Source organism: Ochrobactrum sp. SFR4 (assembly GCF_019730395.1).
Taxonomy (GTDB): Bacteria; Pseudomonadota; Alphaproteobacteria; order Rhizobiales; family Rhizobiaceae; genus Pseudochrobactrum.
This window is the reverse complement of record NZ_JAAPBB010000278.1, coordinates 1-405: the sequence shown is the minus strand read 5'-3', so window position 1 is coordinate 405 and position 405 is coordinate 1. Positions and strand designations below refer to the sequence as shown.

General features: G+C 43.5%; 1 protein-coding gene. It reads left to right on the top strand.

What is annotated here, in order from left to right; translation table 11 throughout:
- Positions 1-405 (top strand): cellulose biosynthesis cyclic di-GMP-binding regulatory protein BcsB (locus HBA93_RS18975; protein ID WP_221724335.1); only part of this gene is annotated, 405 nt, incomplete at both ends.

The following is a 405-nucleotide window of genomic DNA, read 5'->3' as shown; positions in this document are numbered from 1 at the left end:
GTTTATGCTCACAGCTGGAATATTTCTCTGACCGCACAAGAGGCACTTGCACCGGCACGGCTCAATCTGGGCTATCAAAGCACTATCCTGATTGCTCCTGAAAGCTCATATTTTATAATCAACCTCAATAATATAGAGATCCTACGGCAGCCAATTCAATCGACCGATCAACTGTCTGAAATTATAATCGATGTACCAAAAGACGTATTCAAACAAGGTGAAAATACGCTCTCTATTCGGGCGCAGCAACGTCATCGTACCGACTGTACAATCGAATCCACCTACGAATTATGGACCAATATCGAGCCAGCCAAAACCTATTTTACCTTTGATCTGCCGCAGTTGAATACACCCAGCACTAACAAAGGCCTTGTTATCGATGGAAATATTTCTGCAATTGGCGTC